Genomic DNA, 19,996 nt, shown 5'->3' with positions numbered 1-19,996 from the left:
AACAAAGTCTGGCAAGCGTCAAGGTTGATACATCCTATCCATCTGTAATCCATCAACAATTATGTGGACGGCGATGGATGGGAACTGTCAACCGGAGACAGCCGCCTTAAGCACAACGGTACCGGAGCGGAGAGAGGGGTGCGGCAGGCCGCACCCCTCCTTGTTTATTACATCGAAGCGCCGGCAGCGAACTTGGAGCGAATTTCTTCGCGTTCTTTTTCCGGAGCGGCAACGAGGCCGTAGTTTGCGAGCGGGGAGTCGGGGCCGATCATTTCGTCAGAAACGAAGAACTCGACATATTCCTTGAGGCCCGGGATAACGCCCAGGTGAGCCTTCTTCACGTAGAAGAACAGCGGGCGCGAAACCGGGTACTTGCCGCTGGCAACGGTTTCCGTGGACGGAACAACGCCGCTGACGGTCGCAACTTTCAGGCGGTCAGCGTTGTTCTCGTAAAATGCCAGGCCGAAAACGCCGAGGCCGGTCTTGTTGGCGTCGATGCGGGCAAGCGTCTCGGTGTAGTCGCCGTCGATGTCGACTGCAGCGCCGTCCTTGCGAACTGCAACGCACTTGGCAGCAGCCTGCTTGGCGTCGGTGATAAGCGCCTTGATGGCGTCGGTCGCCTTGGCTTCCTTGCAGCCGTCAGCCATGATCTTCTCTTCGAAGACTTCGCGTGTGCCGTGCTTGGAACCCGGAATGTAAGCGGCGATCGCTACATCAGGCAGTTCCTTGTTGATTTCCGACCACTTCTTGTAAGGGTTGGCAACGAGCTTGCCGTCCTTGACGATTTCAGCGGCGAGCGCGAGGTACAGATCCTTCGGCTCGAGCTTGATGTCCTTGTTGGAAGAGTCCATTGCGAAGACGATGCCGTCGTAGCCGATCTTCACTTCCTGAACGTCGGCAACGCCAGCGGCCTTACAAGCGGCAAGTTCGTCGCTCTTGATCGGGCGCGAAGCGTTTGCAATGTCGATGGTGCCTTCGCCGACGCCGGAGCAGAACGCCTTCAGACCGCCGCCCGTGCCGCCAGACTCAACAACCGGAGCCTTGAAGTTCGGAAAAGTCTCAGCAAAAGTTTCGGCAACGATCTTGGCATAGGGCAGAACCGTGGAGGAACCAGCAACCTGGATCTGGTCGCGAGCAGCGGCGGCGCCAGCGAAGGCGACAGAAGCCACCAGAGCTGCTGCGGAAAATTTAACGAAGTTCATTTGTCTCTCCCGTCGTGGGCTTGTTTGTGGACGCAGCCGATAGCGGCAGACGCTCTTAGCATGCGCTCGGCGGTCTCTTCTTAACCACCGTAACCACTTCCTTTTATGTCACTTCGGTGAAAGATTTGTGACAGCCTAAATTATTGATTTTATTTATAAAATTTTTCGAAGCTAAAGACTGTAATGTACTCTATGTCAGAATCTGACGGTAAAGTCCGTGCCATTGCCCAGTTCCGATTTAATGATGAGGCGGGCGCGGTGGCGGGTGAGGATGTGCTTGACGATGGCAAGCCCGAGGCCGGTCCCTTTTTTGGAGCGACTGTCAGCGACACTGACGCGGTAAAACCGTTCCGTCAGACGCGGCACATGTTCAGCAGGAATGCCCGGCCCCTTGTCAATGACGCTCACCTCCACCGGCTTGCCGGGTTCGGCACGCAGCCAGACATCCACGACCTTGCCTTCCTGGCCATATTTACAAGCATTTTCAACGAGGTTCTGAAACACTTGCACCAGCTCGTCGCGGTCGCCCTGCACTTCTGCCGACCGGTCGGGCAGATGCAGCGTAATAACCACATCCAGCTCGTTGGCGAGTGGCAGCAACGCATCCCGGACATGGCCGATGACTGGGACGAGATCGACCTTCTGGTCCGGCGCAATATTCGCCCGCAATTCCAGCCTTGAAAGCGACATGAGGTCATCCACCAGCCTGCTCATGCGTGTGGCCTGATCGAGCATGATGGCGAGGAAACGTTCCTGCGCTTTGGGGTCGTTGCGGGCCGGCCCCTGCATGGTTTCGATGAAACCGCGCAGCGAGGCGAGTGGGGTGCGCAATTCATGACTTGCATTGGCAACGAAGTCGCTGCGCATGCGGTCGATGCGGCGAAGCTCCGAAACATCGCGGAACGACAGGATGTAGAACGGTGGACCCGCTGCCTCTCCCGCATCCGCCCGGGCAATGCGGACGATGAAGACCCGCTCTGAGGGAAAACGCTCGGAATGCTCGACCTGGTTGGGCTGGCCGGTGGTGATGGTCTCGCGAATGACATCCAGCAAGCCCGGCGAACGCAGCCGGGCGGAAATATGCGCGCCGGCCGGAAGCTGGCCAAAGGCGCGTTCCGCCGCGCCGTTCTGATAAAGAACGCCTGCGTTTTTATCGAGGATGAAGACCGGCGTATCCAGAACGGCCAGACCCGCCCTCACCCCGGAAATGACGTTTTCGCCGGGCACATCAGGCTCTTCCGCCTCAGCAGCTGCGGTTTCATCCTTAGCCGGCTCCTCCGGCTTTTGCCGAGCGGTCAAAATAGCGATGACGGCACAGAGCCACAGGACGGCGGGCATATAGGGCGTTTGCAACTCAGAAACGGCAGCGACGGCAAGCATGCTGACGACGAGAACAGGCAACCAGTTTCGGCCAAGCTTTTTCGCAAAAAGCTTCAATCCACTCTCGCCTTTCATGACTGCCATTTCAGCACACTTTCCACTTTCACCTGACAGCGCATCGGAGTCTCATAGGCCAGCTTCATGACAGAGATTCATCATCGCGTATTTTCCACAGCGTATATGCGCAAAATCTGCGCCGCAATCGTCACTGCGGTAGCACTCCGGCTAACCAATCCTCTTTCACTTGAATTATGCGGGTGGATATGAACTCATTGGCAGCGAGTTGCCTTTACACAACAACATCAGGAGGAAAGCATGGGCGAAGAAACGAAGAAGCGATCGGTGGAGATCACCATTGGCGGCAAGCTGCGCAGCTTCGACATCGACGATCCGGTTCTTCCCGACTGGGTGGAGGAGAAGAAGCTTTCCGCCGGAGATTTTCCTTACGACAAAAAGATGAAGCGGGAGGAATACGACGCCACCCTCGAGGCGCTGCAGGTGGAGCTGGTCAAGGTGCAGTTCTGGCTGCAGGACACCGGCAAACGGGTGATGGCAGTCTTCGAAGGACGCGATGCCGCCGGAAAGGGCGGCGCGATCTTTGCGGCCCACGCTTACCTCAACCCCCGCTATGCCCGTGTCGTGGCGCTGACCAAACCAACCGAGACCGAGCGTGGCCAATGGTATTTCCAGCGCTATATCTCGCATTTCCCGACGGCTGGAGAATTCGTCCTCTTCGACCGTTCCTGGTATAACCGCGCCGGGGTGGAGCCTGTCATGGGCTTCTGCACCCCCGAAGAGCACAAGCGCTTTCTCAAGGAAACACCACGCCTCGAAAAGATGCTGGTCCATGAGGGTGTTCATCTGTTCAAGTTCTGGCTTGATATCGGCCGCGAAACGCAGATCGAGCGCTTCCATGACCGTCGCCACAGCCCGCTGAAATGCTGGAAGCTTTCCGACATGGATATCGCCGCGCTGACGAAGTGGGACGACTACACACAAAAGCGCGACGAGATGCTGGAAAAGACCCACACCGATGTCGCCCCTTGGACGGTGGTGCGCGCCAACGACAAACGCCGTGCGAGGGTGAACCTCATTCGCCACATCCTCAATACGCTTGACTACGACGGCAAGGACAAAAAGGCGATTGGCGAAATCGACGACAAGATCCTGGGATCAGGACCGGGTTTTCTGAAATAAGACTGGGAGACATCAACAAGCGCCCCGGCTGCGGCGCTTGTTCCCTCTTCTTGCTGGATTCTTACTGACCAGGCAAAATGCGCACGGAGTACAGGTTCACCGGGCGGGCATTGCCATCGATATCGCTGTTGATGAAGATCTTGCCGGGCGCATTCGGGGCAAGCGAACGCTCGAACGTCGTGTTCAGCAGCATATCCGCACGCTCGGCCGTGGCCGTGAAACGGTGACGGGAGCAATCGCCCAACGTGGCGAAATCGCATGCTACGGAAACCTGAGTTTGCCGATCGCTGGAGGATTGCAGCGTGATCGAGATGGTCGAGGATTTACCCGCCATGTCGCGCATCACTTCCACCGGAACCTCGACGCTGATTGCGCCGTCCTGAGAGACGCTTCTCGACGTCACCCGTATCGCCTTGCCGGCGGGTGTGGCGATGTTCTCGACACTGGCGCGGGAGCCTGCCGAAACTCCGGAACTGCCGCGCTCCGCATTAAATACTTCCACCCAGTCGTCAGAAAAACCGCGGCCGGCGGAAAGGCTCGGCGCGGGCTCAGTACCGTTGAAGTCCTCCGCCTGGACTTGTGCCGGCGGATTGGGCACGCTGGTATCGCGCTGCTCCGGCGTGAGCAGCAGGCCGGAGGAATAGACCCACCAGGCGCCGAAACCGACAAAGGCAAGCAGTGTCACGAGCATGAAAAGCCGGGCGAAAAGTCCGCGACGCTTGCGGCGCCCAACGGCACCTTCCGGACGAAACGCGAGCGAGGCGTCACCTGCGCTGGAGCCTCTCCTTGGCGGTTTTCCACTACGACGTCCAGCACTCAGGGGTTCCGGAGCCGCAGCGGCGCCCGGCCGCACATCGCGCGTTTCGCCACGCAATTCCGGCTCGACTGCCATATCGCCGTGATGCTGCGATTGTGAGACGGGATCGACCGAGGGGCCGTCATGCGCCGCACTTTCCGGCACAGGCGGCCGCAACTGCTGCTCCACCCTGTCCAGAAGACGATTCCGCTCTTCATTCTCTATAACATGGATCAGGCTTTCGAGCCGCTGGCGCTGCTGGCCCACAATCTGCGGGTCGTCTATGCCCTGCTTGCGCAGGCCCGCTTCCAGTGCCTGACGGGACGATTGGTAAATTCGTGCACGAACTTCGGCGTTCGATCTGTCCGATTTTTCCAGAGCATTTCTGATTGCCGTTTCCAGTCCGCTCACGACCGATCCTTATTCTACTGCTCTTCGCGAAAAATATGTGGCAGTGCGCCATTGGTTTACGATTCGGTAACGGCTATGCCGCGCCTCCGCAAGCATCGTTTGCGATAAAGACCGGATTGCCTTGGGGAAAATCGATCCATTGTGGCGCTGCGAGCGCAGGTCTGGCGGGCCAGTGCGACGCTGTTTTCGCTTTCAATCCGCTGCCGAACACGATATTGACTTACGTGCGCGTAAACGTAATCCGTGGGAGGAGACATGCTGCCGTCCGTGCTGAAAGACAATCTGCGTCTTCCGGTCATAGCGTCACCGCTATTCATTATTTCGCATCCGCAATTGACGCTGGCGCAATGCAAGGCGGGCGTCATCGGCGCTTTCCCGGCGCTGAATGCGCGGCCCGAAAGCCAGCTGGACGAATGGCTGGCAATGATCACCGAGGATCTGGCCGCCCACAACAAGGCCAACCCCGAGCGCCCGGCCGCTCCTTTCGCCGTCAACCAGATCGTACATATGTCCAACCGGCGGCTGGAACACGATCTCGGCCTCTGCGTCAAATACAAGGTGCCGGTGGTGATTTCCTCGCTTGGTGCAGTACCGGAAGTCAATGCGGCCGTGCATTCCTATGGCGGTATCGTGCTGCATGATGTCATCAACGATCGCCACGCCCGCTCCGCCATCCGCAAGGGCGCGGACGGGCTGATTGCAGTGGCAACGGGTGCCGGCGGACATGCGGGCACGCTTTCACCCTTCGCCCTGGTTCAGGAAATCCGCGAATGGTTCGATGGTCCCCTGCTGCTGGCCGGCGCCATCGCCAATGGCGGCTCCATCCTTGCGGCGCAGGCCATGGGCGCGGATATGGCCTATATAGGCTCCCCCTTCATCGCGACGCAGGAAGCCCGGGCCTCCGACGCTTACAAGCAGGCGATCGTGGAGGCACAGGCCAAGGACATCGTTTATTCGAACTATTTCACGGGCGTACACGGCAACTACCTGAAAAGCTCGATCGTCGCCTCAGGCATGGACCCCGACAACCTGCCGGAAGCGGACCCTTCCAAGATGGACTTCGAAACCGCCACCGGCGGCGCAAAGGCCTGGAAGGATATCTGGGGCGCCGGACAAGGCATCGGCGCGGTCAAGGTGGTGGAGCCGGTGGCTGACCTCGTCGATCGGCTGGTACGCGAGTATGAGGCAGCCAGACAGCGCATCTGCGCGAGAGGCTGAGGCCACCTATAAACAACGGGCAGGCAAAGCTTTTTTTCGGATTTTTCGAAACCCGCGCATTCAAGGCTTGAAATCCGTCAGCATTGCCTGTATCAGCCCGCCATGAAGCTGATCCGTAACAAACGGGTCACAATCGGGCCGCTTTAGCTCAGTTGGTAGAGCACGTCATTCGTAATGACGGGGTCACGTGTTCGAGTCACGTAAGCGGCACCATTTGTTCCTTAAAAATTCATTTCCGACACTGAGTTGCCTTTGGCGCGGCGTTGTCCACTGGCGGAAATCGTCATTTGGCGCTGCTGCTGCAATCATAAAACCTTTGAAACCAAACAGGCCTCCGCACGTTGAGCAGCAAGTCGCAATCAAGTGGAAAGCTTGCCATCGTGGATGTCCTTCGTATTCTCATCGCCATCATTCTTCCGCCGGTTGGCGTGTTTCTCCAGGTCGGACTAGGCCTGCATTTCTGGTTGAATATCCTGCTCACGCTTTGCGGTTACATTCCCGGCATCATTCACGCGATCTGGGTGATCCTGCGCAAATGAGATTTGCGCGGCATATGACGGGACAACCATCAGATGCGCACAATATTTTAGTACGTGATTAAATTCGTAATTCCGACTGGAACCTCATCTTCTCCCTCACGTTATGGTGATGACACCAGCTAAGGAGAAAATCATGAACCAGATCATCTACATCGTGGGCCTTGTCGTCATCGTTCTGGCGATTCTTTCGTTTTTCGGCTTTCGTTGATCACCGTTGTCAATTCGATCGCTTGCGCTTATTCTAATCAGCGGTAACACACGGCTGCGTTCATGGGTTGCTTTGCTGTCGGGTGTATTTCGGGATCGCGTTGCTCTGGGAGGTGCACGATGAAGAACGAGAGATGGACAGAGCCTGTCGAGGTCAATCTCGAGGCGAAGGGCAAAAGCGTTATCGCCGGCCCGTTCGAGGCACTGATGTTATTGACGGAAGGCTGGCCCAAAATTCGCGGATTGAGTTTCGTGAGAGCCAGAAGCGCCTGCCGCGCTGCGCTTGATGGACGCAAATCGCCGGAGGAAGCGCGCAAGTGCTTTACCGACGCGGTTTCCGAGATGCAGAAAAATCCGCACTGATCATATTCAGACGACAAATGGCCCCTCGAAAGGGGCCATTTTCATGCTTGCCATATTTCGTTCGATCTACATCCAGTAAGGTGCGACGCCGTAGTAGTCGTAAACCTTGCGGTCTCGCGCATGCAGCAGGTCGTCGTCGTCCAGGTTGGCGAAGTGAGGCGCATTTTCGATCTGCTCTTTGGTAAGATCGATGCGATAGCCGTCAAGCTCTTCGTCATAATGCAGCTTTTCCCACGGCAGCGGATAATAGTCGTCGCCGATTCCGAAAAAGCCACCGAAGCTCAAAACCGCATAAGCGACACGGCCGCCGCGTTTTTCCAGAATGATCCGCTGGATCGAGCCGATATGCTTGCCATCGGCGCCATAGACGCGCGTGCCTTCAACCTTGTCGCTGGCGATCAGGCTCGGTGTATCCTTGACGTAAGGGTCCTGCCCGGCACGGGGTTCTTGATGCAACATAACGTCTTTCCTCCTTGGTTTTTCCTCGTGAGTATTACACTTGGTAAACCCCTCCACCGGAAATTCGTTCCGAAGCTTTTCGCGCGCTGTGGACTGAAGACGCGGATCACGAGGCGCGAAAAAAAGCCCTATTGGCGGATTTTTTGCCAGACGGAAGGAGAAACACCGACCATTTTACGGAAGACGCGAGAAAAATGCGCCTGATCCGAAAACCCGGCTGCGATGGCGATGTCGGTCAGCGCCATGTCGGTTCGCATCATCAGGTCCTTGACCCGATCGATACGCGCCTGCATCTGCCATTGATGCGGCGGCACGCCTGTCGACGCCTTGAAGGCGTGGCTGAAATGGGATTGCGACAGGTTGGTGAGTTCTGCCAGTTCCTCCAGCCTTATTGACCGCAGGCAATGTTCGCGAATGTAATCGGTCGCCGCTCTCAACTGCCAGGAGGCCAGCTTGCTGCGTTTTTTGACCGGCTCCCGCTTCACCTTGAGGAAATCCGTCAACAGCGCCAGCACGAGGCTTTCGCCGTATAGATCGTGCAAAGGGTCTGGATTATCACATTCGGCGGCGATCAGCCGCGCAAGCACCAGCAGGCGCTCATCCTCGAACATCAGGTGCGGATCGAGCAATCCGTGCGGATCGAACCCCTGCACCAGCCGCGCCCCCAGCAATCCCGCATCGAAGTGCAGATCGAGATGGCGCACGAAGGAAACATTGCTGAGTTCCGCATGTACGTCCAGGTCGGCCGGTACGAAGGAAATGCGGTTCGCTTCGGATGACGCGTAATTGTCGCGGCGGCTACGATTCATCATGAACCGCCCATCATCCGTCCCATCCATATCAAGCAGGAAAACGAAACGCGGGTCCTTGCCGACATAGCGGCCACCCGCCTTCGATGCGCAACGCACGTCCCACAGATCGGCGACGATGCCGTTCCACACCCGCGAGCGTGGGCCGCCGATAACGGCAAAGCCCTCGATCTCATTTTCCATCCGAACGCGGAAAGCCATGGCCTCTCGATCCCGCAAGGCGCAAAGGCGCCCCTATAAACATGATAAGATTATTCATGTTTATAGGGGCAAACTATTTTTCCCGCAACTGCCAGCTACCCGTTACCACTTCTTGGAAAGCTTGAAGGTGATGGTGCGGCTGTCACCCCAGCCGCAAACCGAGACGCCGGCGCAACTCTTGACGTATTCCTTGTCGAAGACATTCGCGACGTTGACGGATGCCGTCCAGTCGTTCTTCTCGTAGCGGATCGCGGCATCGAAGACCGCAGCATCCGGAACACGCAGCGTGTTTGCCGCATCTGCCCAGGACTTGCCCTGATAACGCACGCCGCCGCCAATACTGAGACCTTCAAACGTATCATCGGTGAAGGCGTAATCCACCCAAAGCGACGCGGTGTGAGCAGGCACAATCCACGGAGATTTGCCGATCAGGTTAGGATTGGCGTCCTTGGTGATATCGAGATCGGTATAGGAATAGGAGGCGATGGTTTTCCAGTTGTCGGTGAGATTGGCCTTCGCCTCCAGCTCAAAGCCGGTGGACTCCACCTGTCCGAACTGGCCGCTCGTCGTTACGCCGCCGGCGGTATAGGAAACGATGGCGTTGTCCTTCACAAGCTTGAAGACAGAGGCGGTGATGCTGCCATCGAAGAAGGTCGGCTCGTATTTGATACCGGCCTCGAACTGATGTCCTTCCTCGGGTACGGCGGAGCTGCCATCCGCAAGTGTATCGATGAGCGGATTGAAGAAGGTGGCCGCCGAGACATAGGGCGTCAGGCCATTGTCGAATTCATAGGCAAGACCGGCGCGACCGCTCAGCGCATCGTCATTTGAGCGGCGAGACATACTCGCTGGCAGCCTGTTGTTCAGTTCGGTATCGACGTAATCGTAGCGCCCGTTCAGCGTTACCAGCCAGCCATCGCCGAAACGCAGCTGGTCCTGTGCATAGATGCCGATCTGCTGCTGCGTCACGACGTTATTGGCGTAGACGAAATTCGTTCCCTGCGTCGAACCATAGACCGGGTTGAGCGCACCGATCGCATTCGATCCGCAGCACGCCTGCACCTGATCCAGCTTGTAGTATTTATAATCGAGACCGAAGAGCAGCGAATGGCTGACAGCACCGGTATCGAACTGGCCTTCGACGCGGTTGTCGACGCCGAAACTGTCGACCTTCGACAGGCCGTCATAACCAAAGCGGGTCAGCATATAGTCATTGGTGGTGGCATCGAGGATTGGCTGGCCATTGGCGTCGGTATTGGCCCAGCCGCCCGCATAGGGTCCGGTTTCGTGCTTGTAGAGGTGGCCGTAGCGTGCATTCTGGCTGATCTTCCAGCCATTGTCGAATTCGTGGCTGACTTCGTAACCCACCATGGACTGGTAGACGCGACCATTGTCGATATCAGGCTCGCCATAAAAGCCCTTGCGGTCCAGCTTGCCAAAAGGTGCGTCAACCACAGTGCCGACATAGGGCAGGAAGCCATTGCCGACATGGACCTGATCCAGCGCCGAGAAATAGCCGTAGAGCGTGGCACTGGTCTGAGCATCCGGCTCGAAGGTGATCTGCGGCATGATGAAGCCGCGCAGATCCTCGGAGTAGTCGGTGTAATTATCGCCGCCCGAGACCTTGCCAGTGACGCGGTATTTCCACACGCCCTCACCGTCAACCTTGTCGCCGAGATCGAAACCGAAGAAAGTATTGCCGAAATTGTTGATGCCGATTTCCGTTTCGCGGACTGGCTCATCCTGCGGGCGCTTGCGAACCATCTGCACGATGCCGCCGGGATTGGCGCCGCCGTAGAGCACCGAAGCCGGTCCCTTCAGCACCTCCACCCGCTCCAAACCATAGGCATCCATCTGGAAACCGCCGAAACCGTAGCTGAACAGGTTCAGCCCATCCAGAAACACGCCGGTCTGGGTTGCCTGGAAACCGCGAATGTAAAACCAGTCCGTATCCGGATCGGTGCCGAAAGGTTCCGCCGTTACGCCGGGCGTGTAGCGCAGTACCTCGTCGATCTTGGTCACGACACCGCGGTCATCCATTTCCTTGCGGCCGACGACCGATACGGACTGAGGAATGTCCTTCGTTTCCGTCTCAGTTTTCGAACCCGTCGCGCTTTTCTTCGCGACGTACCCCCGGACCGGACCGGTGGCGTTTTCCGCGCCCTGCCCCTCGACGGTAATCTCACGCAGGACGGTCGTCTGCTGTGCTTGACCTACCAATGGCGCCATCAAGACAATGGCAGCCGTTCCCAAAGCCAGGCGGCCCAAAAACATCTCATGCAAATTTTTCAAGATATGCCCCGAAACAGATCACGGCCGACGTTTATATACGGCAGGCCGCAGCACCTCAATTAAGCTGAGTATTTACATCAGGATTAAGGCCGGATGCTTGTCGTTTTCTGGGCAGATTTGAAGCTTATTGGCTTCTCGCACAGTTTTGCGCCTGTCATTTATGGTGCAGGCGTCAGCTCTTGCGCCGCCCGATCCTTGCAAGCTGCATGACCGGCAGGATGCCGATGACGACAATCGCCAAGGCCGCAATCGACGCTTCCTCGTAGGTGCCACGCGCCGCCTCACCGTAAAGATGGGTTGCGAAAGTCTCGAAATTCAGCGGCCGTAACAGGAGTGTGGCGGGAAGTTCCTTGACGCAATCGACGAAGATCAGCAAGGCGGCGGCGGCCAGCGATGCCTTTGAAAGCGGCAGATGGATCTGTCGGAATGTCTGTGTTGCGGATCGTCCCAGCGTTCGCGAGGCGTGATCGAAGGATTGCGGGATACGGCTCAGGCCGGCATCGACGCCGCCAGCCGCAATGGTGAGGAACCGCGCCGAATAGGCGTAAATCAGGGCCGCACCGCTGCCGATGAAAATAAGGCCTGTGGATATGCCGAACCAGTCGCGCATGGTCTGGTCGACAAACCGGTCGAAGCCGCCAAGCGCGATCAGTACACCTATGGCGATGACCGTGCCGGGGGCCGCGTAACCTACCGTGGAAAGCCGGTAGGACCAGAGCGAGAGGCGTCCCGGAGCAAGGCGCATCGCGTAAGCGACCGCAAGGCCGAGGACGAGGGTGATCGCCGTCGCCAGTCCGGCAAAGAGGATGGTATTCAGAGCCTCATCGGCAAAACGGGACGACAGTCCGCTGAACCGGAAACGCTTCCATGCCTCGGTGACGAGATAGCTTGCCGGCGCCACGAAGCCGATCAGAACCGGCAGGCTGCCGAGCGCAAAGGCACCGCAAGCTTTAAGACCGGTGAGACGCACAGGCTCCAGTTCCCTGCTTTTCTGCGCCGACACGGTATAACGCTGCTTACGCCGCGCCCATCGTTCAAATGCCACGAGGGCAACCACGATGAATAACATGGAAAGCGCGATCTGCGCCGCACCGGGCAGGTCGGATTTCGTGACCCATGTGGTATAGACCGAAACGGTGAGTGTTCGGACACCAAGGAATTCCGATGCGCCGATATCGTTCAGCGCTTCCATCAGGGCAAGGCTGATGCCGACCGCGACGGCCGGGCGCGCCAAAGGCACCGCAACCTTGAAGAAAGCCGCGCGTCTGGAAACGCCAAGCGTGCGTGCCGCTTCAAGCAGGTTGCCCGCCTGCGTGAGGAACATGGCGCGCACGGGAATATAGACATAGGGAAACAGCACGAAACCGAGCAGGATGATGCAGCCCGTCATGGACCTTATGTCCGGCAGGCGGAATTCACGCGGGCTGGAATAGCCCAGCAGCCAGCGGATCGCCCCCTGCACCGGCCCGATCGGATGCAGGATATCGAGATAGGCGTAAGCGACGATATAGGTGGGCATGGCGAGCGGCAGCAGCAGCGCCCATTCCAGTATTTTGCGGCCGGGAAAATCATAGGCCGTAACCAGCCAGGCGGCAAATGTGCCGATAACACCGGCCAGCAACCCGACGCCGAGCATCAGAACTGCGGTATCCGGCAAAGCCGTCAAAATCACGCTGGAACCGAGATGGGACCACAGGCCATCAGACCCCTGCACCGCCTGCGAGACGAGTGCCAGAACCGGCAGCATGGCGCCACAGACCGCTGCCAGAGACAGGCTCAGCCACCAGAAGGAGGATGAAAACCTTGGTCTTGCGCGGGGCATCAATGGCTGGACGGCGTCTGGATTCATGAGCTTCTTGAAAATACAGGGAAAGGCGCCCGCGGATGCGAACGCCTTCCAACTTGTTGTCGCCAATTGGCCTTTACTGGTCGAAACCGACCTTGTCGACCAGCTCGCTCGCCTGTTTGCGATGAGAGACGATCTCCGTCAGCGACTTGTTGTCAACCTTCAGGGTGCCGAAGGAGGCAACGATGTCGTTGAGTGCAGCGCCCTGCCTGACCGGATATTCGAAGTTGGCTTCGGCATACATCTTCTGGGCTTCGTCCGAAACAAGGTATTCCAGAAGCTTGACGGCTTCGGCCTTGTTCGGAGCGTTCTTGGCAACAGCCGCACCGCTGATGTTGACCTGCGTGCCACCATTCTTGAACGTCGGCAGAACGACCTTGATCGCGTCGCCCCACTTCACCTGCTCCTCGCCGCCCTTGCCCGAGCGCATCAGGCCGACATAATAGGAGTTGGCGATGCCGATATCGCAAATGCCGCCGAGGATATCCTTGGCAACGTCACGGTCACCGCCGCCTGCCTTGCGGGCCAGGTTTTCCTTGACGCCGGCAAGCCACTTTTCGGTGTCCGCTGCGCCATAGTGAGCGATGTAGTCGGCAAAGAGAGCCGTATTATAGGGATGCTGGCCGGCGCGAATGCAGATCTTGCCCTTCCACTTCGCATCTGCCAGGTCTTCATAGTTGAAGGAGGCAAGGTCGAGATCCTTCGCCGCATAGAGAACGCGGGCACGCATGGAAAGTGCGAACCAGTGGCCCTTGGCGTCGCGAAGTTCCGCCGGAATCGCCTTGTTCAGGGTTTCGGATTCAACCGGCTGGGTAACACCCTTTTCCGCGAGATCGACGAGATTGCCGGCATCCACCGTCATCAGCACGTCGGCAGGTGAGCTTGCGCCCTCGCTCAGAACGCGCTCTGCAAGGCCATCCTTGAGGAATACGGTGTTGACCTTGACACCGCTGGAGGCCGTGAAGGATTCCAGCAGGGGCTGGATCAGGGCCGGCTCTCTCGTGGTGTAGATGTTCAGTTCAGCAGCGCTGACTGATCCCGCTGCAAAGGCGACCGTGCTGGCAAGCAGGGCAAGTTTGGCAAATTTCGTCATGGTGTGTCTCCCTCTTCGATGGCGCAATATAGGGGGAGCAAACATCATACATGACGTATCAAATCAAGTTTTATTTGGCCGTTTTCAGGAGGGTTTCGATCACCAACAGTTGAAAATGGAGCGAAAATAAACATGCAAATCCACTCATTCAACTTCAGGTAAATATCAGGACACCCTTCGGATCGATGCCGAAGCGCACGGCCTTGGTCTTGGCGGGTGTGCGCTGCATCGTCCTAACGCGCAGGTCGGCTGGAAGGCCGGGAACGGCTATGCCGAGTTGTTCGATCTCGCCGAGAAACACACGACTTGATATTTCGCCGGCAATCCCGTCTTTCACAGCGCTGTCCTCGATGATCGAAATCGCATTGGGGCGAACATAGGCGGTGGCGGCAAGACCTTCCGCCAGACCGGACGCATCGCCCAGAGGCCCGAGCGGCGTTTCCACGCGCCCCTCCCTCACCCTGCCCTCGATCTTGTTGAAGGCGCAGAAAAAATCGGCGGCGTAGCGGCTTTTGGGATGATCGTGGATTTCGTAGCCCGTGCCGCTCTGGACGATACGACCGCGCTGCATCAGCACCACACGATCGCCGGCGGAAAGCGCTTCTTCCGGATCATGGGTGACCATGATCGCCGTCGTGCCCAGTTGCCGCAGGACGCCCAGCGTTTCCTCGCGCACAGTGTCGCGCAATCCCCGGTCCAGATTGGAAAAGGGCTCATCCATCAACAGCAGGCCCGGTTGCGGGGCAAGGGCGCGGGCGAGGGCTACGCGCTGCTGCTCACCGCCCGAAAGCGTGTGGGGATAGCGCTTGGCCAACTCCTGCAGATGAACGTGCTCGATCATCTCCGCAGCCCGGCGGCGGGCCTCGGCCTTTGGCAATGACCTGAGACCAAACATCACATTCTGTTCGACGGTGAGATGCGGGAAGAGCGCATAATCCTGAAAGACGAAACCGATATTGCGCTTTTCCGGTTCCACGAAACCAGCCGGACCAGCAACGACTGCGCCATTCACGCAAACGCTGCCATGATCCGGCGTCTCCACACCCGCTATAATGCGCAGCAGGGTCGATTTTCCACAGCCGGAACGTCCCACCAGACAAATGATTTCGCCGCGTTCGACGGTCAGATCGATATCGGACAATACATCCGTATCGCCGAATCTTTTTCCGACCGATTTCAGTTCAAGCGCTGCGTTGCCTGCCATTTCCAATCCTGCCCTGCTTTGCGAATTATGTTGATCGCTCAAATCAGGATTAAAGTCAAAAGGCGGGGAAAATAGGTTTCCATTCACGAGGTTGCGAGATGTTCGGCAGGAATATTGACGTTTACGTTAGAGTTAAATAGGCTTTGCCGATACGATGGACGTCAGGTGATTAGACGTCTATCATTCGTCATCGGGGAGCGGAGGAGCAGTCGATCCGGTGACGCCACATGCGGTTCCCTCAATCCGGCCATTACGCCGGTTGATTGGGGGTCTCATGATGATCAGGCAGCTTATAGCGCCTTTCATGCGTTCCATCGAACGCACGGCGCGACAGAGACTCTGGGAGGAGAAGCATGAGTGAATTGTCCCTGGGACATCCGGAAAATGTCAGCGCAGAGAAGCGCTGGCTGGCATCCTACCCGCCGGGCGTACCTTCCGAAATCCCCGCATCCGCCAATACCTCCCTTGTCGAACTTCTCGAAAAGAGCTGCGCGAAATTTGCCGACAGGAAGGCCTTTTCCAGCATGGGAAAGTCCCTGACCTACCGGGATCTGGATATTGAAACCCGCGCGGTGGCCGCGTGGCTGCAATCCAGAGGGCTGGAAAAAGGCGACCGGGTTGCGGTGATGATGCCGAATATCCTGCAGAACCCCGTCGCCGTATACGGAATTTTGCGGGCAGGCATGATCGTGGTCAACGTCAATCCGCTCTATACGCCGCGCGAGCTGGAACACCAGCTGAAGGATTCCGGCTCAAAAGCGCTTTTCGTACTGGAGAATTTCGCCCATGTGGCGCAGCAGGCGGTGCCGAAAACCGCGGTCAGACATGTTGTCGTTGCAGCCATGGGTGATCTCCTCGGCCTCAAGGGACATATCGTCAATCTTGTGGTTCGCAAGGTGAAGAAACTGGTGCCGGCCTACGCTATTCCCGGCTCCATCAGCTTCAAGGCCGTGTTGAAGGAAGGTCAGGGATTTTCCCTGAAGGCGGTCCGCCTCCTGCCGCAGGATATCGCATTCCTGCAATATACCGGCGGAACGACGGGCATTTCCAAAGGTGCGATCCTCACCCACGCCAATCTTCTGGCCAACAAGGCCCAGATCAGCCTGTGGCTGGATGCCGCTTTCACCCAACGCAAGGACCGTCCAGAAGTCCTCAACTTCATCTGCGCGCTGCCCCTGTGCCACATCTTTGCGCTGACAGTGAATTCGCTGATGGGCATCGCGCTTGGCGGCCATAACCTGCTGATCGCCAATCCACGCGATATTCCCGGCTTCGTGAAAGAGTTGTCGCATTATCGACCGCATATTTTTCCGGGTATCAATACGCTGTTCAACGCGCTGATGAACAATGAGGATTTCCGCAAGCTCGATCTGTCCTCGCTCATTCTCGTTCTCGGCGGCGGCATGGCGGTGCAGAGGCCGGTGGCCGAGCGTTGGCTTTCCATGGTCGGCTGCCCGATCGCCGAAGGTTACGGGCTATCGGAAACATCGCCTGTTGCCACCGTTAACAGACTCGATGCCACGGAATTCAGCGGCACCATCGGCCTGCCAATTTCCTCTACGGAAATCGACATTCGCGACGAGGAAGGCAAAAGCCTGCCGACCGGCGAGGTCGGCGAGATCTGCATTCGCGGGCCGCAGGTCATGGCCGGCTACTGGCAGAGGCCGGATGAAACCGCGAAAGCAATGACCGAAGACGGTTTCTTCCGTTCAGGCGACATGGGCTTCATGGACGAGCGCGGCTACACCAAGATCGTCGACCGCAAGAAGGACATGATCCTCGTTTCCGGTTTCAACGTCTATCCGAACGAGATCGAGGAAGTGGCCGCCAGCCATCCCGGCGTGTTGGAATGCGCGGCAATCGGGGTTCCCGACGAACATTCCGGCGAGACCGTCAAGCTTTTCGTCGTCAAGAAGGATCAGTCGCTGACGGAAGCGGAACTCAAGGCCTTCTGCGCCAAAAGCCTGACAAACTACAAACGGCCGAAAATCATCGAGTTCCGAACGGAGCTGCCGAAATCGAACGTCGGCAAGATCTTGCGGCGTGAGTTGCGCAATCTGAACTGAAGGACGAGAGCCGGGTAACCGGCTCTTTTCTTTTCTCCCAGTCCATTTCTTTTACCGAAGTCGCCTTGATTTGGTCGCCTGAAAAAGAATAGTTTCCTCATCCTTCCAGGAAGCCGAGGAGCACGAGATGCAGGCCACCATCGAAAAACTGAAAGCAACGGCAAGCAGCACAGCCGCAACCGATCTGCGCGCTGCTTTTGCGGCCGACGACAAACGATTCAGCCGTTTCAGCGCCAAATTCGATGACCTGCTGATGGACTATTCCAAATGCGCTGTTAATGACGAAATCGTCACGCTTCTCGAACAGCTGGCGCGCGACGGTGGCGTCGAGGCAAAGCGCGAGGAGATGTTCTCCGGCAAGGCGATCAATTTCACCGAAGATCGTGCCGTGTTGCACACCGCACTGCGCAATCGCTCCAACACGCCGGTTCTCGTTGACGGCAAGGATGTGATGCCGGATGTGAACGCCGTTCTTACCGCCATGGGCAAGTTTGCCGACGCCATTCGCTCCGGTTCCCTGAAAGGTGCGACCGGCAAGAAGATCACCGACATCATCAATATCGGTATCGGCGGCTCCGATCTCGGCCCCGTCATGGCGACGCTGGCGCTTGCGCCTTTCCATGATGGTCCGCGTGCGCATTTCGTCTCCAATATCGATGGCGCGCATATTGCCGACACGCTGAAGCTCGTTGATCCCGAGACCTCGCTCTTCATCGTCGCCTCCAAAACCTTCACCACAATCGAAACGATGACGAATGCCGCGACCGCGCGCCGTTTCATTGCCGAAAAGCTGGGTGAAGAGGCTGTGAAGCACCATTTCGCCGCCGTTTCGACAGCATTGGAAAAGGTTGCCGCCTTCGGCATCGAGAGCGATCGCATCTTCGGTTTCTGGGACTGGGTTGGCGGACGTTATTCGATCTGGTCGGCTATCGGCCTGCCGCTGATGATCGCCATCGGGCCGGAGAATTTCGGCAAGTTTCTGGATGGCGCGCATGCCATGGACAAGCATTTCCGCGATGCGCCGATCCGTGAAAACCTGCCGATGCTGCTCGGTCTCATCGGATTTTATCACCGCAACGTGCTGAACTATTCTACGCGGGCGATCCTGCCCTATGACCAGCGCCTGTCGCGTTTTCCTGCCTATCTGCAGCAACTCGACATGGAATCGAACGGCAAGGGCGTGACGATCGACGGGACACCTGTCGAAGGCCAGTCCGGCCCGGTCGTCTGGGGCGAACCCGGCACCAATGGCCAGCACGCCTTCTACCAGCTCATCCACCAGGGCACGAGCGTCATTCCGGCGGAATTCATGATCGCCGCCAACGGTTTCGAACCGGAACTGCGCCATCAGCACCAGCTTCTCATCGCCAATTGCCTGGCGCAGTCGGAAGCCCTGATGAAGGGCCGCACGCTGGCCGAAGCGAAAGCCCAGCTTACCTCCAAGGGCATGGAAGACAACCAAGCCGATTTCATCGCGCCGCACCGCGTTTTCACCGGCAACCGCCCGTCCATTACCTTCGTCTACGACAAGCTGACGCCATTTGCGCTTGGCCGTCTGATCGCGCTCTACGAACACCGCGTCTTCGTGGAAGGCGTGCTGTTCCGCATCAACTCCTTCGACCAGTGGGGCGTGGAGCTTGGCAAGGAACTGGCAACCGGCCTGCTTCCCGTCGTTGAAGGCAAGGAAAGTGCAGCCGGCCATGACAGCTCGACACAGGGTCTGGTGAAGGCCCTGTCGGGACTGGCGGGGTAAAATTCTTGCTCCCTTGATGATTACGAAAGCCGGAAGGAAACTTCCGGCTTTTTCAATTCAGCATCGATGGAACGCCGATTGGAGGCACATATGGCACTGCAGCAAGGCAAGGATTTTCTGGCGTTTCATGACCTGCCTGAAGATGCGGTGCTGTCGATCATAGATCGTGCAGGCGGTCTGGCGCAGGACTGGTCAAAGGGCACGATGCCACAGCTGCTCAAGGGAAAACGCATCGGGCTGATCGTCGACGACACCGGTTGGCGCAACACCGCTGCCTTCGATCTCGGCATTCAGGCCATGGGCGGTATTTGTGTCACCGTCCCGATCAGCTTTAATGGTCGCGAAGAAATTGCCGATCTGGCGGGCTATCTCGACAACTGGTTCGATCTAGTCATTATCCGCACGAAAGAACTCTCGACCCTCCGGGCGCTTGCGGGCGAAATGCGCGCACCCGTCATCAACGCGCGGACCAAGTCCAATCATCCCTGCGAGACGCTTGGCGATCTTGCCCACATCAATAGCTTGAGAAGCCGGGTCGACGGTCTCAAGATCGTCGGCGTCGCGCCGGATGCCAATATTTTGCGCTCGTGGGTCGAGGCCTCGATTTCCCTGCCAATTCAGGTCACACAAGTTTACCCCGAACAATGGCACGTCACCGATGCTGCGCTCATCAACCCGAATTTTCGGGCCAGCTCTGATATGGCGGAGTTGCTAGACGCGGATGTGGTCATTACCGATTCCTGGCCCGCCGGTTCGGATCATATCCTGATCAACTACCGTATATCCGCATCCCTTCTCGACAGGATGCAGCCCGAGGTGATCTTTTTACCCTGCCCGCCGGTCGCCCGTGGTCAGGAAGTGACGGCAGATGCAATGACCCATCCGGCCTGTCAAAGCCGGCCCGCAAAGGCATTTCTTCTGCACGCGCAGAATGCCCTGATGGAATTTCTCCTCGCCTGA

The 19,996-nt window shown here is 57.8% G+C and carries 16 protein-coding genes and 1 tRNA gene; 8 read left to right on the top strand and 9 right to left on the bottom strand.

Features of this window, described 5'->3' with window-relative positions:
- Positions 1–167 precede the first annotated feature (167 nt).
- Positions 168–1,202 (bottom strand): substrate-binding domain-containing protein, encoded by a 1,035-nt coding sequence (locus AB4Z23_RS01825; RefSeq protein ID WP_003514907.1) that lies wholly within the window; start codon positions 1,200–1,202, stop codon positions 168–170.
- 195 nt (positions 1,203–1,397) lie between these two features.
- Entirely contained in the window at positions 1,398–2,657 is a 1,260-nt protein-coding gene (gene phoR / locus AB4Z23_RS01820; RefSeq protein WP_050923853.1) for a phosphate regulon sensor histidine kinase PhoR, read from the bottom strand.
- A 240-nt stretch (positions 2,658–2,897) separates the two neighbouring features.
- Between phoR and ppk2 the strand changes: the two genes are divergently transcribed.
- The gene (gene ppk2, locus AB4Z23_RS01815; RefSeq protein WP_421475906.1) at positions 2,898–3,779 is read left to right on the top strand and encodes a polyphosphate kinase 2; all 882 of its coding nucleotides are present in this window, start codon (positions 2,898–2,900) and stop codon (positions 3,777–3,779) included.
- 61 nt (positions 3,780–3,840) lie between these two features.
- Here ppk2 and AB4Z23_RS01810 read toward each other — a convergent pair whose 3' ends face one another.
- Positions 3,841–4,986, bottom strand: coding sequence for a hypothetical protein (locus AB4Z23_RS01810; RefSeq protein ID WP_065688366.1), 1,146 nt, complete (start codon positions 4,984–4,986; stop codon positions 3,841–3,843).
- A 255-nt stretch (positions 4,987–5,241) separates the two neighbouring features.
- On the opposite strand from AB4Z23_RS01810, the gene AB4Z23_RS01805 reads away from it, so the two are divergent.
- From AB4Z23_RS01805 to AB4Z23_RS01790, 4 genes are all read left to right on the top strand, one after another.
- Entirely contained in the window at positions 5,242–6,204 is a 963-nt protein-coding gene (locus AB4Z23_RS01805) for an NAD(P)H-dependent flavin oxidoreductase (protein ID WP_111799287.1), read from the top strand.
- A 137-nt stretch (positions 6,205–6,341) separates the two neighbouring features.
- A tRNA-Thr gene (locus AB4Z23_RS01800) sits at positions 6,342–6,417 on the top strand.
- A 167-nt stretch (positions 6,418–6,584) separates the two neighbouring features.
- A complete protein-coding gene (locus tag AB4Z23_RS01795; protein WP_003514897.1) occupies positions 6,585–6,743 on the top strand; it encodes a YqaE/Pmp3 family membrane protein in 159 nt (52 codons plus the stop codon).
- Between the two features lie 327 nt (positions 6,744–7,070).
- Positions 7,071–7,313: a DUF982 domain-containing protein gene (locus AB4Z23_RS01790; protein WP_003514896.1), complete on the top strand. Its 243-nt coding sequence runs from the start codon at positions 7,071–7,073 to the stop codon at positions 7,311–7,313.
- Positions 7,314–7,379: 66 nt separating this feature from the next.
- On the opposite strand, the gene AB4Z23_RS01785 is transcribed toward AB4Z23_RS01790, so the two are convergent.
- The 6 genes from AB4Z23_RS01785 to AB4Z23_RS01760 form a co-directional block, all read right to left on the bottom strand.
- A complete protein-coding gene (locus AB4Z23_RS01785) occupies positions 7,380–7,772 on the bottom strand; it encodes a PRC-barrel domain-containing protein (RefSeq protein ID WP_003514894.1) in 393 nt (130 codons plus the stop codon).
- 128 nt (positions 7,773–7,900) lie between these two features.
- Complete coding sequence (locus tag AB4Z23_RS01780) at positions 7,901–8,782, bottom strand: helix-turn-helix transcriptional regulator (protein WP_003514892.1); 882 nt, start codon at positions 8,780–8,782, stop codon at positions 7,901–7,903.
- A gap of 102 nt (positions 8,783–8,884) precedes the next feature.
- The gene (locus AB4Z23_RS01775; RefSeq protein WP_441359973.1) at positions 8,885–11,074 is read right to left on the bottom strand and encodes a TonB-dependent siderophore receptor; all 2,190 of its coding nucleotides are present in this window, start codon (positions 11,072–11,074) and stop codon (positions 8,885–8,887) included.
- A 172-nt stretch (positions 11,075–11,246) separates the two neighbouring features.
- Positions 11,247–12,923: an ABC transporter permease gene (locus AB4Z23_RS01770; protein ID WP_026330643.1), complete on the bottom strand. Its 1,677-nt coding sequence runs from the start codon at positions 12,921–12,923 to the stop codon at positions 11,247–11,249.
- 73 nt (positions 12,924–12,996) lie between these two features.
- The gene (locus AB4Z23_RS01765; protein ID WP_065688368.1) at positions 12,997–14,013 is read right to left on the bottom strand and encodes an extracellular solute-binding protein; all 1,017 of its coding nucleotides are present in this window, start codon (positions 14,011–14,013) and stop codon (positions 12,997–12,999) included.
- Positions 14,014–14,167: 154 nt separating this feature from the next.
- The gene (locus tag AB4Z23_RS01760; RefSeq protein WP_421475924.1) at positions 14,168–15,217 is read right to left on the bottom strand and encodes an ABC transporter ATP-binding protein; all 1,050 of its coding nucleotides are present in this window, start codon (positions 15,215–15,217) and stop codon (positions 14,168–14,170) included.
- A 353-nt stretch (positions 15,218–15,570) separates the two neighbouring features.
- Between AB4Z23_RS01760 and AB4Z23_RS01755 the strand changes: the two genes are divergently transcribed.
- The 3 genes from AB4Z23_RS01755 to AB4Z23_RS01745 all read left to right on the top strand — a co-directional run bounded on the left by AB4Z23_RS01755 (position 15,571) and on the right by AB4Z23_RS01745 (position 19,996).
- Positions 15,571–17,283, top strand: coding sequence for a long-chain fatty acid--CoA ligase (locus AB4Z23_RS01755; protein ID WP_003514883.1), 1,713 nt, complete (start codon positions 15,571–15,573; stop codon positions 17,281–17,283).
- A gap of 127 nt (positions 17,284–17,410) precedes the next feature.
- The gene (gene pgi, locus AB4Z23_RS01750) at positions 17,411–19,036 is read left to right on the top strand and encodes a glucose-6-phosphate isomerase (RefSeq protein WP_080799610.1); all 1,626 of its coding nucleotides are present in this window, start codon (positions 17,411–17,413) and stop codon (positions 19,034–19,036) included.
- A 90-nt stretch (positions 19,037–19,126) separates the two neighbouring features.
- Positions 19,127–19,996, top strand: a complete 870-nt coding sequence (locus tag AB4Z23_RS01745) for an ornithine carbamoyltransferase (RefSeq protein ID WP_421475926.1) — start codon at positions 19,127–19,129, stop codon at positions 19,994–19,996.

Source organism: Agrobacterium sp. MCAB5 (assembly GCF_052114365.1).
GTDB lineage: Bacteria > Pseudomonadota > Alphaproteobacteria > Rhizobiales > Rhizobiaceae > Agrobacterium > Agrobacterium tumefaciens.
This window is presented reverse-complemented; position numbering and strand designations above follow the sequence as displayed.